At 35.2% G+C, this 18,184-nt stretch carries 12 protein-coding genes; 8 read left to right on the top strand and 4 right to left on the bottom strand.

Annotated elements, in window-relative coordinates; all coding sequences use genetic code 11:
* Window positions 1-7 precede the first annotated feature (7 nt).
* The 5 genes from porT to ACT9TX_RS07370 all read left to right on the top strand — a co-directional run bounded on the left by porT (window position 8) and on the right by ACT9TX_RS07370 (window position 6,442).
* Window positions 8-700 carry a type IX secretion/gliding motility protein PorT/SprT gene (gene porT / locus ACT9TX_RS07390; RefSeq protein WP_481337628.1) on the top strand — a complete coding sequence of 231 codons (693 nt, stop codon included), beginning with the start codon at window positions 8-10 and terminating at the stop codon, window positions 698-700.
* 356 nt (window positions 701-1,056) lie between these two features.
* Complete coding sequence (lnt, locus tag ACT9TX_RS07385) at window positions 1,057-2,652, top strand: apolipoprotein N-acyltransferase (protein WP_481337627.1); 1,596 nt, start codon at window positions 1,057-1,059, stop codon at window positions 2,650-2,652.
* Window positions 2,653-2,661: 9 nt separating this feature from the next.
* The gene (locus ACT9TX_RS07380; protein ID WP_481337626.1) at window positions 2,662-3,480 is read left to right on the top strand and encodes an alpha/beta fold hydrolase; all 819 of its coding nucleotides are present in this window, start codon (window positions 2,662-2,664) and stop codon (window positions 3,478-3,480) included.
* 24 nt (window positions 3,481-3,504) lie between these two features.
* On the top strand, window positions 3,505-5,922 hold the full coding sequence (locus ACT9TX_RS07375; protein ID WP_481337625.1) for a T9SS type B sorting domain-containing protein: 2,418 nt from the start codon (window positions 3,505-3,507) through the stop codon (window positions 5,920-5,922).
* Window positions 5,923-6,190: 268 nt separating this feature from the next.
* Entirely contained in the window at window positions 6,191-6,442 is a 252-nt protein-coding gene (locus ACT9TX_RS07370) for a hypothetical protein (RefSeq protein WP_481337624.1), read from the top strand.
* Between the two features lie 95 nt (window positions 6,443-6,537).
* Here the strand turns inward: ACT9TX_RS07370 and ACT9TX_RS07365 are convergent, their stop codons facing one another.
* From ACT9TX_RS07365 to ACT9TX_RS07355, 3 genes are all read right to left on the bottom strand, one after another.
* Complete coding sequence (locus tag ACT9TX_RS07365) at window positions 6,538-8,310, bottom strand: acyltransferase family protein (RefSeq protein ID WP_481337623.1); 1,773 nt, start codon at window positions 8,308-8,310, stop codon at window positions 6,538-6,540.
* Window positions 8,311-8,418: 108 nt separating this feature from the next.
* The gene (locus ACT9TX_RS07360; protein WP_481337622.1) at window positions 8,419-9,768 is read right to left on the bottom strand and encodes a M20/M25/M40 family metallo-hydrolase; all 1,350 of its coding nucleotides are present in this window, start codon (window positions 9,766-9,768) and stop codon (window positions 8,419-8,421) included.
* 219 nt (window positions 9,769-9,987) lie between these two features.
* On the bottom strand, window positions 9,988-11,022 hold the full coding sequence (locus ACT9TX_RS07355; protein WP_481337621.1) for a DUF3089 domain-containing protein: 1,035 nt from the start codon (window positions 11,020-11,022) through the stop codon (window positions 9,988-9,990).
* A gap of 128 nt (window positions 11,023-11,150) precedes the next feature.
* On the opposite strand from ACT9TX_RS07355, the gene ACT9TX_RS07350 reads away from it, so the two are divergent.
* The 3 genes from ACT9TX_RS07350 to ACT9TX_RS07340 all read left to right on the top strand — a co-directional run bounded on the left by ACT9TX_RS07350 (window position 11,151) and on the right by ACT9TX_RS07340 (window position 17,025).
* Window positions 11,151-12,095 (top strand): isopenicillin N synthase family dioxygenase, encoded by a 945-nt coding sequence (locus ACT9TX_RS07350; protein ID WP_481337620.1) that lies wholly within the window; start codon window positions 11,151-11,153, stop codon window positions 12,093-12,095.
* Between the two features lie 434 nt (window positions 12,096-12,529).
* Entirely contained in the window at window positions 12,530-15,559 is a 3,030-nt protein-coding gene (locus ACT9TX_RS07345) for a SusC/RagA family TonB-linked outer membrane protein (protein ID WP_481337619.1), read from the top strand.
* 17 nt (window positions 15,560-15,576) lie between these two features.
* Window positions 15,577-17,025 (top strand): RagB/SusD family nutrient uptake outer membrane protein, encoded by a 1,449-nt coding sequence (locus ACT9TX_RS07340; RefSeq protein ID WP_481337618.1) that lies wholly within the window; start codon window positions 15,577-15,579, stop codon window positions 17,023-17,025.
* 65 nt (window positions 17,026-17,090) lie between these two features.
* Here the strand turns inward: ACT9TX_RS07340 and ACT9TX_RS07335 are convergent, their stop codons facing one another.
* On the bottom strand, window positions 17,091-18,176 hold the full coding sequence (locus ACT9TX_RS07335) for a quinone-dependent dihydroorotate dehydrogenase (protein ID WP_481337617.1): 1,086 nt from the start codon (window positions 18,174-18,176) through the stop codon (window positions 17,091-17,093).
* Window positions 18,177-18,184 lie beyond the last annotated feature (8 nt).

Raw genomic sequence — 18,184 nt, 5'->3', positions numbered from 1 at the left:
AAGGGTAATGTTGCTTTTGCTAGTTATTGTTGCTAGCTCAAAAGTTCAAGCTCAAAAAGAAATTAACCGTCCTTTTCATGATGACTTAAGGTATTACTTTGGTATTACCTTGGGCTATAATTCTACATTTTTACACCCTACCAAGTCAAGCAGATTTTTGCAAGACGATAGTATTCTTGTGGCACAGCCAGGGTCAAGCGGTGGTATTACTTTAGGGCTTCTAGGTACTGCTAGGTTAAGCGATAGATTTCAACTGCGCATTAACCCACAGTTAATCATTGGCGGTGCAAAATACTTCTCTTACACATTGGGCAGCCGCTTGCCTACAGAAGCAGAAGAGCAAAGAAAGATACTGCCATCAACACTTGTAAGCTTGCCAGTGCACTTTAAGTTCAATTCTGACAGGATAGATAATTTTAGGGTCTACTTACTTGGCGGTGTACGGTTTGACAAAGATTTAAGTAGCAACTCTACTGCTAGAAACGCCGAAGATTTAATAAAACTTAAGGGTAGCGATTTTGCATTAGAGGCAGGTATTGGTTGTAATTTATTTCTACGTTTTGTAACTATTTCACCAGAAATTAAATTTACTTATGGCTTATCAAATATTCATGCACGGGATGAAACTTTGAAATATTCAAGCGTATTTGATAAGATTCAATCTCGTATGATTTCGTTTTCTATTCACTTCGAGGATTAGTATCTAATCACAATTCATAGTTTGTAATATTTTTTTGTTTGACTAACTGCACTAATCTACTAGCACTTCCTAAGTTTGGGGATACTAGTTCACAGTTGTGAGTACCACTTCCTAAGTTTCGGGATGGCAATACACCTTTGTGAATAGCAGTGCCTAAGTATGGGGATGCCAATTCACAGTTGTGAGTACCACTGCCTAAGTTTCGGGATGGCAACACACCTTTGTGAATAGCAGTGCCTAAGTTTGGTGATACCCATTCATATAGGTATGATTGATATTGCAAAAGGCGTAAAAGATAGATTTGGTAACTAGGTGTGTTAAAAAATCGTCTTAACTTTCACACCAAATTATTTGCTGTGAAGCGTTCTCAACTATTTGGTTTAAGTATTCTATCGGGTGTATTATTGTTTGCTGCTTGGCCAGTTTCACCACTCACATTTGCTATTTTTATTGCGTTAGTGCCACTGCTAATTGTGGCTGATGCTGTTGTAAAAAAGAATGTGTTTTTCGGCTTCACTTTCCTTGCCTTATTAATATGGAATGCTGCAACTACCTGGTGGATTTGGAACTCTACAGATATAGGTTCTATAGCAGCTATTATTGCAAATAGTGTATTGATGTGCTTGCCTTGGTGGGGCTATTTTACTTTCAAAAACAATTATGGTAAACGTAGCGGCTATATAGCATTGATAGCTTTTTGGATGATGTTTGAATACATTCATTTGAACTGGCAATTAAGCTGGCCATGGCTCACATTGGGTAATGTATTTGCATCGCATACTAGTTGGGTACAATGGTACGAATACACTGGTGTAAGTGGTGGTACATTGTGGGTTTTATTGGTAAATATTACTTTGAAAGAAGTTTTTGTAAAGTTTCAACAAAGAGTCAATGGTCAATGGTCAATGGTCAATAGTAAAAGTGTTAGTGTCGCAATTGGCATCATCAGTATTCCATTTATACTATCTACTATCATATCACAGCGCTTCAAAACTATCAATCCAATCAGCGGTTCAAACGTTCTTATTATTCAACCAAATATTGATCCTTATCAAAAATTTAATAGCAATTCATTAGCGCAGCAAGTGCAAATATTGGTAAGATTATCTGAGCAAAATATTGACACTTCTACCAAGTTAATTGTGTGGCCAGAAACAGCTATGAGTGCACAAGAAGAGCAAGGTCATGTAGCTGCGAGTGATATTTATAAACCGATATTCAATTTCATTCAGCAGCATCCAAATGTTACTATTGTTTCTGGCATTGAAACCTATAAAATGTATGGTACTGAAAAATATACTGCTACTGCAAGGCTAGCTGGCAATGGTAATTATTACGATTTATTTAACGCTGCTGTAGCAATTAAAGCTAGTGAACCATTACAGTTTTATAATAAAAGTAAGTTGGTGCCGGGTGTAGAAACTTTACCTACTTTCTTAAACTTTTTAGGACCAATTTTTGAAAAATTTGGTGGCAGTACTGGTGGTTATGGCAAAAGTGATAGCTCGAAAGTATTTACCGAAAATGGCAACCCTTATGTTGCAGCACCCGTTATTTGCTACGAAAGTATTTATGGTGAATATGTGGCTAGTTATGTGCAACGTGGTGCCAATATTATTACCATTATTACAAACGACGGTTGGTGGGGCAATACACCCGGCCATAAACAACATTTGCAATACGCAAGATTAAGAGCCATTGAAACAAGACGATGGGTGGCTAGAAGTGCTAATACAGGTATTAGTGCTGTGATTAACGATAGAGGTGATATTTTGGCTGCGCAACCTTGGAACAAAGAAGCGGCTTTGAAATACAATATTCCTACTGTAACTGGTGAAACTGTGTACGTTGCTTACGGTGATTATTTATACAAAATAGCAACCGTTTTTGCTGCATTATTGTTGGGTTGGCATATTGCCAGATTATTGATTAATAGGGTTGTAAAAAAGTAAATAAAACCAATGCAAGATTTTTTTGAGATTGATAATTTACGAATTGCTTACAGCCAAAAGGGTAGTGGTAATGCAGTAGTACTATTACACGGTTTTGGTGAAGACAGTAATGTTTGGCAAGACGTAGCTAACATTCTACAAACAAGCTACAAAGTGGTATTAATTGATTTACCAGGATCTGAAAAATCTTTTGTAACAACTGATGCTTTGCAAGACGAAAGGCTTAGTAATATTGATTATTATGCAGATATTGTGCATGCTTTATTGCAGTATTTAAAAATTGATAGCTGTGTAATGCTTGGTCATAGTATGGGTGGTTATATCACATTATCATTTGTCGAAAAATACCCGAATTTGCTTAAAAGTTACGGGTTGATACATTCTACTGCTTATGCAGATAGTGACGAAAAGAAAGCAAATAGGCAAAGAGGTATTGCCATGATGGATGAATATGGTGGCTATGCTTTTTTAAAAACAACTATACCAAATTTATTTTCAAATAATTTTAAGCAAACGAATAGCGATGTTATAGAAACTCTAATAAGTGAGGGTAAAAGTTTTAACGTTGTTGCTTTACAAAATTATTATCGAGCCATGATGAACAGATTGGATAAAACGGCTGTTTTAAAAGGCGGCAATTTGCCTGTGTTGTTTATCATTGGTACAGATGATGTTGCCGTTCCAATAAAAGATAGCTTAGAGCAAACGCATATGCCTAGTTGTACGTATATTCATGTATTAGAAAATGCTGGACATATGGGCATGATAGAAACACCTAGTAAAATTGCTGGGCTTATTAGTGAGTTTTTAGATGATAGCTTTCTATAACCGTCAATATGCCACTATAACCAAATGATGTTAAAAAAATGGATATTTTCTCTAGCTTTCCTTGCTGCTGTTTGTAGCGGTGGGGCGGTTTATGGTCAATGTCCTGCCAATATCAATTTTGGTGATAGAACACTGAATAATTGGTTTGCTTACACGGGTACTTTTGCATCAGGCTCAACATCAGGCTCAAATAGAAGTATTGCGTTAAGGCAAAATTATGATGCTGCATTAGCTTTTCCGCAAGGTACTATTGGTGCTGTAAGTATTACAGAATATGGCTCTTCAATACCAGGTATACAAGTAAACACTTCTGGTGGTAACGACGCTTTTGGAGGATTTTCTATTATTCCTAATATCAATGGTTATCAGTATGATTATTCTATTTTATTAGGTTCTACCAACGTAAGTTCTAATCCTGGTGGTTTTGTAAGAGGTATAGGTTATGTAATAGATGTACCTGCAGGTACCGGCCCTTACACTATGACGTATGCTTATGCTATGGTTTTAGAAAATGGCAGTCACGCATCTATTCAACAACCATTAGCATCAGCCACATTAATGACAAATGATAGTGTGATTACTTGTGCGTCGCCACAATATTTTTTACCTACTAATGGTGGTGTATTAGATGTTGCTACTGCGAACAGAAATGGATTTAGACAAAGCAATGTACCAACACCCAATAACGTTAGACCCAACGAAAATCCTTTGCGTGTATGGACAAAAGATTGGACAGAAGTAACCTTTGATTTAGAACCATATAGAGGGCAAAAAGTAACCCTTACGTTTACTGCTGAAAACTGTGTACCCAAAGGGCATTTTGCTTACGCATATATTGCCTTGCGTAACGATTGTAATGGCCTGATGATAAGTGGTGCAAGAAGGGCTTGTGTAAATGGGCCTACCACTTATTCTGTACCTGAGCTTACCGGCGCTACTTACCAATGGACGGTGCCAAATGGTTGGAAAATAATTTCAGATTCTAATTCTAATATTATCACTGTTATTCCTGGCCTTCAAAGTGGTACCATTACTGCACGTGAGCAAAATAGTTGTGCCAATCTTGAAGCAACTATTCAAGTAACAACTTCACCACCTACAGTTGCTGGTAACCTTACAGGTAATGCTATTGTTTGTGCTGGCGCAAATGCAAGTACAGTTACATTATCTGGCAATACTGGTAACGTTTTAAAATGGTTATCATCTACCGATGGTGTTACGTGGGTAGATATTCCTAATGCAACCAACACTTATCTCGCACAGAATTTAAATACCACCACAAGCTTTGCTGCTTTGGTACAAAATGGGCCCGCTTGTAGTATTGATACTGCCAAAGGCGCTACAATAGTTGTGGATGCCAAAAGTGTTGGTGGTATTTTAACACCTAATGATTTACAAATTTGTCAAGACCAAAATAAAGATGCTGTTCTAAAATTAATCAATCACAATGGTGCTATTGTAAACTGGCAATTATCTGCCGATGCCATTAACTGGACGAATTTTGCGCCAGCTAAAACAGATACATTTTATAACATTACTGGTGTACTAGCGCCTACTAAGTTTAGGGTAATTGTAAAAAATGGTGTTTGTGTGGCCGATACAAGTACCATATCTAACGTTGGTATTTTTAATGAACGTTTTCCAAAAGCTGCTGTAAGTCCACGAGATACTACTATTTGTTTTGCTACAAGTACTAATTTACGAGCCAATATTACTATTGGTACAAATTATAGTTGGACAAATACTTCTTCTATTTACAATGGAGGTAATGGACAGATTAATAGTTTGCCTTTTAGTATTAATGCCAAAGTAGCCCCATCAAAATCTACTACTTATGTTTTAAGTGTTAAAAATGGCAATTGCCCTAATTTGCTAATAGACACTTTTACCGTAAAGGTTATACCGCCTGTAACCATTAATGCAGGTAGAGATACCATGGTAGTGTTTAATCAGCCATTGCAGTTGCAAGTTACATCTAGTTTTGTAGATAGCATTAATCTTAGTTATTTATGGCAGCCAGCTAATTATTTAAACAATCCTGCTATTATTAACCCCATAGCAACCATTACTAATGCTGTAAATACAATAGTATATACTGTAAAAGCCACTACACCAGAAGGTTGTGTAGGTGAAGATGCTGTAAGAGTAACTGTGTTTAAAACCCAGCCCGATTTTTTTATACCTACAGGCTTTACACCTAATGGTGATGGTAAAAATGATATTTTAAAACCTATTGCTGTAGGCATTTCTAGTATTAAGTTTTTCAGCGTTTATAATCGTTTTGGTCAATTATTATTTACTACTAAAGAGTTTGGTAAGGGCTGGGATGGCTTGTACAATGGTTCAGCCCAACCATCAGGTACTTATATTTTTACTGCCCAAGGCATTGATTATACTGGTAAAATAGTTGAAAAAAGAGGTACTAGCGTTTTGATACGGTAACTAAGCTTAAAATTTTCTTCCCTATTTTTATATGTGCATTACGATGCATTTGTGTTTATTACTGCCTTATTCAAGAAAATATTAAATTTTGTGTTTTAAAAAAAGCTTATTGTAAGCTTAGCTTTTCGTTTTGTGTGGTAATTATCATGGGTACTTCACAGCTATTTTATTGCTATAAGTTAAGGCTTTTTTAATCTTTTCTTTGCTATTTTAAGGTGTTTTTAATGTTGTTAATTTAGTGTCATTAACAATTTAAATAGACCAGCATATGAAACGATTAATTTTATCTTCAGTAAGTGCGCTATGTATTGTAATCAGCGCTTCAGCAAACGACAAAGTTGTAAACCACAAAGACACTGCTCAATTAGAGCAGCGCATAGAATACTTAGAAAAGCAAGTAGCTAGTTTAGATAGCCAAATGAAAGTATTGAACACCAAGCTTACGCTATCACAGCCTAGCGCTACACCTAAAAAAATGGTGATTGACAGAAGAGGTAGTAAACAAGTACGATTTGAGTAATATTACTTGGATATTATAAATAAAAAGAGAGAAAAAACTAGGATATTTTCTCTCTTTTTGTTTGTTTAAACTCTCAAAATAAATTGTAAGTACTGTTAACGATGATGAATATTGTAACTAGGTAAGTTATTTATAAAATGATTAAAAACACTATCCTTTATTAGCAATGAACCAAGATGCTTAGCACCGTTTTGGGTAAGGTGCTTGCAATCTTGCGATATCAGCTTGCATTGTGGCGTAAATACAGGCACTTGATTGTTATGGTCAATAAGTAAATTTATAAGATTTACATACCTACTTGGGTGTTGTTGACTATAAAAGTTGTTAGCAGGTATATAATTTGGCTCCATTAAAACTTTAGTAAAGCATCTATTTTTAGGCGTGGTGGTATTAAAAACCCAACTTAAGTTGCTACCAAAATTTTTCGTGCCCACTATAATTATCTTGCTTTTATCTATACCATGTTTTGAACAAAATCTGTTCAAATAATTAGCGGTTATAGAACTACCAATAATTACAAAATCAGCTTTATCAATCCGCTCTTGGGTTTCGTTAGTCAAGAATTTTGATTTAAAACTAATCTCAAAACTATCGGTGTAGTTATTTTCAATAAGCATATTTACAAAGTCTCTAGCGTAGCTATTGCCTATTACTAGTAGTTTTCTTTTGCCGTTGTTGGCAAAAGGTTTATCCATCTTATACACACGCTCGTTGTATTGCCAGTAAGCATTTACATTATTTGGTTTATTTACATAAATATCTATTTCTGGTACATTTTTTACAATACCTTTTTTTAAATAGAGAATGGTGGCTGCTGTAATTGTAATACAAGTTGTAAAGCAAAGTGTAGTAACAAGCAATTTGTTGTTAACGGTTAGTTTGTTACGAAAAGGTGTTTCTACAAAATAGTAAGTAGCCATTGATAGTAGTAGAATGAGCGTAGTAATTACAGCAAAACTAGCAAGGGTAATAGTATCGCTTACCGTGATTTTATAATAGCAAATAACTACTTGATGCCATAAATAAATGCTGTAACTTATTTTACCAATAAATCGAATGGGTGGTTGCTCTAGCGCAATAACAATAAGGCTTAGCGAGTAACAATGGATGAATAAAGCGGTAGCAAAAGTGATGATTAAGCTAGAAGTAAATGGTGAAAACTGATGAGGAATAATGAGCATTAACAGTACGGTACAAAGGCTAAAAAAAGTAATTGCTTTATTGATACCTGATTGAATAATTGGCTTAATAAAAACAAGTAAAGCACCAATTGCTAACTGATAAAAACGAGAAGTAGGTGAATAGAAATGGAAGGTATTTTTTTGAGCAATAAAGTTGGAAGAGATAGACAGTATTACCAATAAACCTAGTATTACAATGGTTTTGTTTTTTGACAGCCGCAACTTGCTTATGCCCATTAATATCAAAGGAAATACTAAATAAAATTGTTCCTCTACACCAAGACTCCAAGTATGTACTAAAGGCTTGTAAGTATTGGCAATATCCCAATAACCCCTTGTGAGCAGTAATAGAATATTGTTTGCAAAAAGATTGCTTGCTATAACCGATTCGCTTAAGTTTTCTAAATCATCAGGCAAAAAAGTGTAGTAGCCAATTGCTAGAGCTATAATGCTTACTAGCAAAAGCATTGGTACGATGCGCCTTATTCTGCGTTCGTAGAAATTTAGTAACGAAAAGCTACCTTCATTTAATTGTTGTGTAATAATTCTTGTAATTAAGTAGCCGCTTATTACAAAGAAAATATCTACGCCTAAATAGCCTTTGGGTAAATAATCTGCATGAAACAAAAGCACTGCAATTACTGCAATGGCTCTTAATCCATCCATCTCTTTTCTATAAGCTAGCATATTATTACATCGTGTTTGTAAAGCAACAATACTAGTAAATATTATAGTAAAAAAATAGGGCTTATCAAAATAGATAAGCCCTTGCTTGTATTTCTCTAAAACTATTATTTATCTGCCTACACCTGGTACTACGGGTAAGCTTTCGTTACCATCGCTACCTACGCTTTGTACTGCAAAAAAATAATTGTCTTTACTGTATGGTAATTTGTATTCTAGTTCTGTAGTAAAAAACTTCTTTTGCCATACTGCACTAGTGGTTTCACGCATTAATACATAATAGCCTTTTACTGTACCCGTTTTAGGTTGTTTCCAATACAAATAGCTATAGTTAGTTAATTTTTTCACATCAATTTTTACCTCTTCTGGCATAGCTGGTGCTTTAGCTAGGTTAGCCAAATTAGATAAATTAACAGCTGTGTTTTTACGCAAATTTTCAAAGTCCATAAACTCTGGTAAGTCACCATACTGAATACCTTTTTCTACACGTACATCTTGGTGTTGGTGATAATAGTTCTCATTCATTTCGGTAAAACGTACGGCTGCATAGCCATTTTCTACATAAGGTGTGTGGTCACCACCACGAAGGAATCTGTCGTTTCTATATACCATTACCACTTCTATATTTTCTACATAACGCTCACCTATTTCTTTTATGTAACGTGCCAATTGTCTGGCTTTACCATCGTTCTCTAAACCAAGCTGGCGAATATTTCTAGCAATTCTACCAGTATCTAAAACAGATAAGCCTTCGCTAAAAACACGAATGCGTGTATTGTCAATTATATTGGTTTCGCTACTGTTATTGCTGCCCATAATATCATTGTTTAGCACCGCCTCAATATTGGCATTAGCTGCCTTCATTTTATTAGCCATATATGCAGCGCCAAGTAAGCCTTGTTCTTCACCACTTACTGTAATAAAAATAATGGTTGCGGGAAAGCTGTGCTTGCTCATAATTCTTGCACACTCAAGTACCGCTGCACATCCGCTGCCATCATCATTGGCACCTGGTGCATCATTTACTCTGTCCATTACATTGGTGCGCATATTGTCAAGGTGGCCGCTAATTAAAAAGATGCGTTTATCATTAGGGTCAGTACCTTTTAGTGTAGCTACTACGTTACCTAAAATAATGGTACTATCGATTCTTCTGCCATCTGCTTTGTAAGTGGTTGTATCTATTATGGCTGTTAGTCTGCCGTTACTTTGCTTCGCAAATTCATTAAACTTATTTAGTACCCAAACCCTTGCAGCCCCAATGCCTCGTTTAGGATTAGTTTGTGTACTTAAGGTATTGCGAGTACCAAAAGCCACCATTTGTTTAATGTAAGATTGAAGCGAATCTGCCGATACTTCCTTCACCATTTTATCAATCTCAATATCTCTATTAATAATGGTTTGTGCAGAAAGAATACTTGTAAAGCCAATGGCTAAGACCAAAAGAAATTGTTTACGCATAGTTATTTGGTTAAGGCTTTAAGATAATGACCTAGTAGATAAGGCAACAGAATTTTGGATAAATGGAAAGAATCTTTTTTTCGGTGGAAAGCATTGTAAGGCAAATGAACTACAAAGCAATGATACAAATAAGAATATAAACCTAGGCTTTTTTGTAGCTTATTTGCTCTGTTGTTTAATATTTTCATCTGCGATAATCTGTGGTGTCTGCGAGAAATACTATCGCTTCCAGAAGGCCTTAATACGTTCATTTACATTCTCTCTTACGCTTAGGTAATACAAGTTGTAATCTGCTATGTGATAGTTTTTACTCGTGTAAAAAATATTACCAAAAAAATGTGGCTTACTGGTCCAAAGTATATTGCCTATAACATTTGCATCTGCAACTTTTGGCACTAGTTTATTAAAGTTGAGTAGTATTGAGCCTTTGTTTGTAGCTCTTGCTGCCAAAGGCTTTGAACTATCCCAGGTTAATGGATTGGTAATAATTACCGATGGTTCTTTTGCTACATAATCTGGTTGATAACCTTCTTTAAAAGTGCGCCAACTGCATACACAACCTGTTTGTGTTGGTGTATTGCAAGGTTTAATATTGGTAAATAAATTTGCTTCAACTGGTATGCCTACTAAATAAGCTGCAACAAGCTTGTTTTGTAAAGAAGTATTATCGAAGAAATCTTTCAATAAACGTTTTGCATGTGTGGTACCTTGGCTATGCGAAGCAATGATAATTGGCCGATTGTTATTATAGTGCTGCATGTAGTAATTAAATGCTGTTTTGATGTCTTGATAAGCTAGTTCAAATGCTGCAATAGCTTCAGTCGTATCACTACTTGTTATTGGAAAATAGGCTTGCAAATTTGCTTGGCGATACCTTGGAGAAAACACACGGCCAGCTTGGTTAAACACACTTGCTTGATAAAAGATAGTAGAGTAGTCTGTTTTAGCGTTTAAGTCGGCATTGTCTACAGGTGCGTTGTTGCCAAATTCTTTATTGCTAGATGTATAAGTTGTTGGGTGAATAAAGAATACATCAACGGTGCTATCAAAAGTGCTTGTAGCTCTCAGTGGTTTGGGCACACTGTCACTTGGGTCGTGCTTGTAAGGGTGTGCGGCCCAATAGTTTAGCTGGCTATAATCTGGTTTACCATCGGCAGCAGTAAATTGATAACTGCTTGCAAAGCGATGGTATTTATTGGCGCAGCCAAATAAAAGAAATAGGGCTAGGCAATAGTATGAATAATGGTACTTCATGGTTTGAAAATATGCATTAAAGCGTAAACTCAATTATAATCTAGTTTAAACTATTACAATGAAGATTTATCCACAAAGAAAAGTTGTACTAAATTTTTTGTATTTTCAACCATTAAATTAAACAGATTATGTCAATACCAGTAGTTGATTTATCAGATTTTTTAAGTGGTGAGCCAGAGAAAAAAGCAGCGTTTGTGCAGTCGTTGGGTCAAGCTTATGAGACAGTTGGTTTTGTAGCAGTAAAAAATCATGGTATACCAGACCATTTAATTGGTGAATTGTACGAGTACGTGCAACAGTTTTTTTCGTTGCCATTGGAAAAGAAATTAGCTTACGAAATACCCGATTTAGCTGGTCAGCGAGGTTATACAAGTTTTGGTAGAGAACACGCCAAAGGTTCTGAAGCGCCAGATTTAAAAGAGTTTTTTCAGTTTGGGCAAATGGTAACAGATGCAGATGCTATAAAAGAAGAATATCCTGATAATGTGCAGGTAAATGAGTTGCAAAAATTCAACCCTACATTAGAAGAAGCTTATAGAAATTATGAGAAAAGTGGTAAAGCATTGTTACAAGCTATTGCTTTGTATTTAGGTCTTGATGAGCACTTTTTTGATAGTCACATTTATAATGGTAATTCTATTCTTCGTTGCATACATTACCCACCAATTACGGTAGAGCCAAAGAGTGCAATACGTGCAGAACAACATGAGGATATTAATTTGATTACGTTGTTAGTTGGTGCTTCTGCCGATGGCTTAGAAATCTTAACCAAACAAGGCGATTGGGTGGGCGTAACATCGCTACCAGAGCAAATTGTAGTAAACGTTGGTGATATGTTGCAACGTCTTACCAACAATAAATTAAAGAGTACAACCCATCGTGTTGTTAATCCTAAAAGAGAGCATTGGCATACGTCACGTTTCTCTATGCCATTCTTCTTGCATCCACGAAGTGAAATGAGTTTAGCTTGCTTAGAAAGTTGTATTGATGAGCAACATCCTAAAGTGTATGAAGATGCAACAGCTGGTGAATATTTGGATGAGCGATTAAGAGAGATTGGGTTGAAGAAGTAAAATTTGGGAAGAATGTTTTAAGAGGGGATGTCATTTTAAAATGGCATCCTCTTTTCATTGATAGATGCTCATACCAAAGCTATCATTTTAATCATTTTCATCAGTGGTTTAAAACGCAAGAAGGTCAACAAGACTGCTGACCCTCTTACTTACTAACCCATTAAATTCTAGTGCTAAAATACAAAAATGGCTGAGATTGGCAAATTAATTTTTAGTAAGGCTTTCAAGGCTTATAGTGAAAAATGTAATCCTTTTGATGATGGTTTATAGTTATTCAATTTATAAAAATATAAAGTTGAAATGCTGTTAATTTGAATAATTTGTTGTGTTTTTATGCTATTTCCATAAATTTTTTTGTGGGTTAAATTATTGTTATTATTTTAGAGCTGTTTTAAATATTCTTTAACTACTTCTTTAACCCAAAACATGAGATTATGAGAAAACTATGCACACTCGCATTGTGCTTTCTAATGGCTGTTTCACAGCTATTAGCGCAGACAAAAACTGTCACAGGAAAGGTCGTTGACGACAAAGGTGCCTCCATTGCAGGAGCCACAATTTTAGAAAAGGGTACACGTAATGGTGTGAGTGCTGGTTCGGATGGGGCATTTACAATTAAAGTAAAAGCAGGTGCAACTCTTTTGATTTCAGCAATTGGTTTTGAAGACAAATCAGTTTCAGCAGCTAATGCTAGCTCAATTAAGCTTACAACAGACGTAAAATCACTAAGCGAAGTTCTAGTAACTGGCTATCGTTCAAGCAGCAAAAAAGAATTTGCAGGTGCTGCAAGTACTGTTAAAGGTGAAGCAATTTCAGCAACCCCAATTGCATCTTTTGATCAATCTTTGCAGGGGCTTACGCCTGGCTTAGTTATGCGTGCCACTTCTGGACAACCTGGTAATAGTGGCAGTGCAATGATACGTGGTAGAGGAACGTTTAGTGCAGCAGCGGGTGCCACAGATCCATTATATATCGTTGATGGTATACAAATTGCTTCTGCTGATTTCGCTTTAATTAATCCAAACGATATTGAAACCATTAGTGTATTAAAAGATGCCGTGGGTGCTGGTCAATATGGTTCTAGAGGCGGTAACGGTGTTATTGTAGTCACTACGAAAAATGGTAAATCTGGAAAAACTAGTTTTGATGTTGAGACGTATACAGGTTGGTCAAAATTCCCCAAGTTCCGTGACTATAGATTAATGACTGCTGATGAGAAAATTTCTTATGAATTAAGAAGAGGTGGTACTGACCTTTCCTTTTATTCAAACTCAGAAATTGACTCTTTGAGAAAAATTAATACAAATTGGGAGGACGAAGTAACACAAATTGGCAAAACTTATAGTGCTAACGTTAGTGCATCTGGTGGATCTGAAAAATTGAAATACTTTACATCTGTGAATTATTTTAAGCAAGATGGTACAGTTCGTAATACATCTTTTGACAGATTGACAGGAAGAATTAATATTAGCCAAGAAGTTGGAACCTTGACTTTTAGTGTTAAAGCAACTGGTAGTTTGTCAAACTATTCGAATACTGCTGAACAAAATGCTACAATATCATCACCATTAAATGGTGGTCAATGGGCTAATGCCTATGAGAAGCCATTTGTTTTTGGTACTTACAACGCTGCTGGTAATTTTGTAGCTGGCGGTACACAACTAACAAGGCCAAGAATCACAGAAACTGGTCAACCAATTCCAACAACGGATTTATTTTGGAACAAAAATGGGAGTAAGGAAACCCGTATTGTTGCTAATGGTAATATTGAATACAAAATACCTTTTGTTTCAGGATTATCAATCAAAACACTTTATGGGATAGATTATAGACAATTCGATAATACTAGTTTTATAGACAGAAGAACCTATTCTGCTGGTTCTAATCCAAGACCAACTAGTGGTTCAAGCTCAAACTACAGAACAAGCTCTTTTGGTAGAGATTTTTCTTATAGTCAAATTGTTACTAATACCAATTCGTTAAATTATTCTAAAAAATTCGGTAATCATTCATTAGATCTTGGAGCTTACTACGAATTTATTGTAAGTAAAAATTCTAACACCGGTAATACAACTTTCGGTTTAGGTTCGCCATTTCAAAATGAAGCAGGTTCTACAATAAGTGCCGATTTATTACCAAGAATAAGGTTCGGTGGTGCCGAAAGAGATATTCAATCTTATTTTGGTGTATTAAACTATGGGTTTAAAAATAAATATTTCTTTACATCTAATTTTAGAAGAGATGGCTCATCAGCTTTTGGTGCTAACAATAGGTATGCGAATTTTGGCGGCGCTGGCGTTAGTTGGATAATTAGTGATGAATCATTTTTTGATGCACTTAGTACAACAGTCAATTTATTAAAGTTTAGAGTTAGTTATGGTACAGTTGGTTATCAAAATGGTATAGGTACTTATGCTTCTCAAGGTACAGTTGTAGCTAATAGAGCTTACAATGCTACATCTGGTTCTGCGGTTACCGTTCTTGCTAATGCAGATTTAAAGTGGGAAGTAAGACAAAAATTTAATACTGGCTTAGACTTTGGGTTATTTAAAAATAAATTAACAGGTAATGTAGATTTTTATATTGAAGATTCCAAAGATTTGTTATCGCAAAAAGAGATTTCATTGTCTAACGGCTTTGCAACAGTTACATCAAATGTGGGTAGAGCTAGAAATACTGGTATTGAAGCTGCCCTTAATTACTTAGCGATTGATAAGAAAGACTTTAAACTTTCTATTAATGCTAACATAAGCTTTAACCAAAATAAACTTATCGAATTAGGTGGAGGTGCAGGTGATACAACTGTTACGGGTAATATAGCTAGAATTAAAGGTAAGCCAATTAATTCTTTGTTTTTAGTTCAATATGCTGGCGTTAATCCGGCAAATGGTAATCCACAGTATCGTAAATTGGATGGAACTTTGAGTGAAACTTATAGTACCAGCGACAGGGTATTAGTTGGCAATACAGATCCTTCAGTTTTTGGTGGCTTTGGACTTAATGGTAGCTTTAAAGGAATAAGCTTATCAGCACAATTTAGTTATATGCTAAATTCATCTTTGTTTAATAATGAGCGTTCTAATATTGAAATTCCTGATTATTACTACGATAATGTAAGTGCAGATTTATTAAGGGAGTGGCAAAAACCAGGCGATATAACAGATATTCCAAGTCCTAGTGCCGTGTACAACTTAGATGCGACTACCCATTTTGTAGAAAATAATTCATTTTTGCGATTAAGAAGTGTAACTCTTAATTATGAGTTGCCTAAAAAAGTGCTTAGTAGTTTAAAAATTAGAGGTTTAAGTTTTTACATTTCCGGTACTAACCTTTGGACTAATACAAAGTACCGAGGTCGTGATCCTGAAATTAATCCTACTGCTACAGCTAATATCGGTACGCAAGTGGGTGCACAATATCCAGCTTTACGTACAATACAAACTGGTATAAAAATCTCGTTGTAAAAAAAAACTTTATAAAAATGAAAAAAGTATATAGTGTATTTTATTTTTTTATGATTGTAGTATTATTACTACAATCTTGTTCAAAAAATATTGATCTAACAGATCCATATAATTTCACAACAGTTAATGCATACACAAATCTAGATGGATATGCATCTCAATTAAACGGTGTTTATAGTGGTTTTGCTTCCGCAAATTATTATAATGGATTTTTAGGATGTACGGCAGAAGCCTTAAGCGATAATACTTACGAAACAATAGAATCCTTAGTTAATTATCAGAAAATAGCTAATTGGGAATACGTTGGAAACGAAGGTTTTTTTGAAAGTAATTGGCTAGCTCCATATAATGTAATTTATCAAGCTAACATTATTATTAATGGTATTGATAAGTTTAAATCTGAAAATGAGTTTAAGTATAATCGTATCCTTGGTCAAGCTTTAGCAGCAAGGGCTATAGCACATTTCGATCTTCTTAAAGGCTATTCTAATAGTTTACTTAGAAATTCATCTGATTTGGGCATTATACTTAAAACAGATAATAGCATTACTTCTTTAAAAAGAAGCACTGTAAAAGAAAGTTATGATCTTATTTATAATGATATAACAAAATCAATAACATTACTATCCAATGTAGATGCAAGTGTAAATACTACAACTAATAAAGCCAGAATAGATGTAAATGGTGCTAGGGCCGCTTTAGCAAGAATAGCTTTGTATGCTAAAGATTATGCCACAGCAGTTACAAACGCTACTGCTGTTATTACTGCTATTCCATTAGCCAGCATAACAAATTTTTCAGGCATATGGAATGACACTAATGTAAGTGAAGTTGTGTGGGGCATACAAAACAATGCTGGTGACGCAGGTAGCCCTTACCCAAGTGCTGATGTAATGAGTTTCAGATTTGATAGAAATACATTTGGGGTACATCCATCACTTATAAATTTGTACGATAAGGTAAACGATATTAGATTTAGTACATATTTTTTTGTTAGAAACACTACTGGTGGGTCTACAAATTATGCAATTCAAAAGTTTAGAGGCAAAGGCTCTGCTTCGGATAATTTAGTAAATTTTAAAGTTTTCAGAACAGCAGAAATGTATTTAATACGTGCCGAAGCAAATACATTACTTGGTGGTGCTACTAACGAAATTGCAGCATCTAACGATTTAAATACGCTCAAAGCAGCACGTATTTTGGGTTGGTTAACAACTACCTATTCTGGTTCTGCATTAATAGCTGAAATTGAAAATGAAAGAAGAAGAGAATTGTGTATTGAAGGTCATAGATGGTTTGATTTAAAAAGAACTTCTCGAACTATCTCAAGACCTTCTACCAACATTGGTAATGCTAATTTACAAGTAAAAACATCACTTACCTCATCAAGTGTTAAGTGGGTATGGCCAATACCAGAGCGTGAACTTCGCAACAATACTAATGTAATACCTAATCCTGGTTATTGATTTTTAATTAAATGTATTATGTATAATATCAAAATGCTTGGCAATCTTAGCCAAGCATTTTGATATTATAAATCACTACAAATCTTCTTAACTATACTTGGTCCTTCATACACAAAGCCGGTCCACACTTGCAATAGACTTGCACCAGCAGCAAGTTTTTCTTTGGCATCATTACCAGTAAAAATACCGCCGCTAGCTATTATAGGCACTTTGCCAGAAGTTTGTTGGTGTAAATAGCTAACCACTTCAGTACTTCTATTGGTTACAGGTTTACCGCTTAAACCGCCAGCGCCAATGGCTTCAATTTCTTGAGTATTGGTCATTAAATTTTCTCTACTTATAGTGGTATTGGTAGCTACCAAACCAGCAAGGTTTACTTCAAAAGCAAGCGATACTATATCATCTAATTGCTCAGTAGTTAAGTCTGGGGCAATTTTTAGTAATAGCGGTTTGGGTTTTGCCTTGCCCTGATTGATATTTTGAAGTTGTGATAATATTTTTTGTAAAGAAGCTTTTTCTTGTAACTCTCGTAAGCCAGGTGTATTTGGGCTACTCACATTTACTACAAAATAATCTGCGTAGTCAAATAATTCTGTAAAGCAAATCTCATAATCTTTCCAAGCATCTTCGTTAGCAGTAACTTTATTTTTACCAATATTACCCCCAACTATCAATTTGGGATTGTTGGTCGTAAATCGAGTATCTTTAGTAACTATACGATTTTCGATTTTCGATTTCTGATTATTCCAATCAGCTAACCTTCTTTTTACAACCTCTACACCATCATTATTAAAGCCCATTCTATTAATGAGTGCTTTATCTTTTGGTAATCGAAACAATCTTGGTTTATCGTTGCCAGCTTGTGCTTTAGGCGTTACAGTACCTACCTCTACAAAGCCAAAACCAAGGGCTTCTAATTCATTTAAGTACAATGCATTTTTATCAAAGCCTGCACCCAAACCAATGGGATTATTAAAGGTTAAGCCAAATACTTCCTTTTGTAAGGTTGCATTTTTTGGAGTGAAATTGGCACTGATTATTTGCTTACCTATTGTAGTGCTACAAATCAACTTTAGCTGATTCATGCTAAAGTGGTGTACAGCTTCTGGATCGAACTTGAATAAAATATCTCTTAGTAAAGAATACAACATTAGTAACA

Source organism: Parasediminibacterium sp. HNIBRBA5674, from assembly GCF_056745525.1.
This window is presented reverse-complemented; position numbering and strand designations above follow the sequence as displayed.